The organism is Streptococcus sp. WM07, assembly GCF_004570525.1.
Lineage (GTDB): Bacteria > Bacillota > Bacilli > Lactobacillales > Streptococcaceae > Streptococcus.
The window spans coordinates 1-229 of record NZ_SPPZ01000377.1; the positions used below are offsets into that span (position 1 = coordinate 1).

Consider the following 229-nt stretch of genomic DNA (forward strand, 5'->3'; position numbering starts at 1 on the left):
GGTACTAAGGTAAGCTTTGAGGAACCAGTAGATACAACCACACCAGGAGATAAGCCAGCAACAGCTGTGGTAACGTATCCAGATGGTTCAACGGATAAGGTCCCAGTAACTGTTAAAGTTTCTGAACTAACCGACGCGGATAAGAACACACCAGTAGCGCAAGATCAGACCGTTAAACAAGGTGAGGAAGTAGATCCATCTAAATCTATTGCAAATCTAGGAGACTTGC

1 protein-coding gene is annotated in these 229 nt (G+C 44.5%); it reads left to right on the forward strand.

Annotated features, from left to right (window positions below; all coding sequences use genetic code 11):
• Positions 1–229, forward strand: a 229-nt coding sequence (locus E4T71_RS09630) for a Rib/alpha-like domain-containing protein (protein ID WP_245165741.1), incomplete at both ends; no start/stop codon positions are given.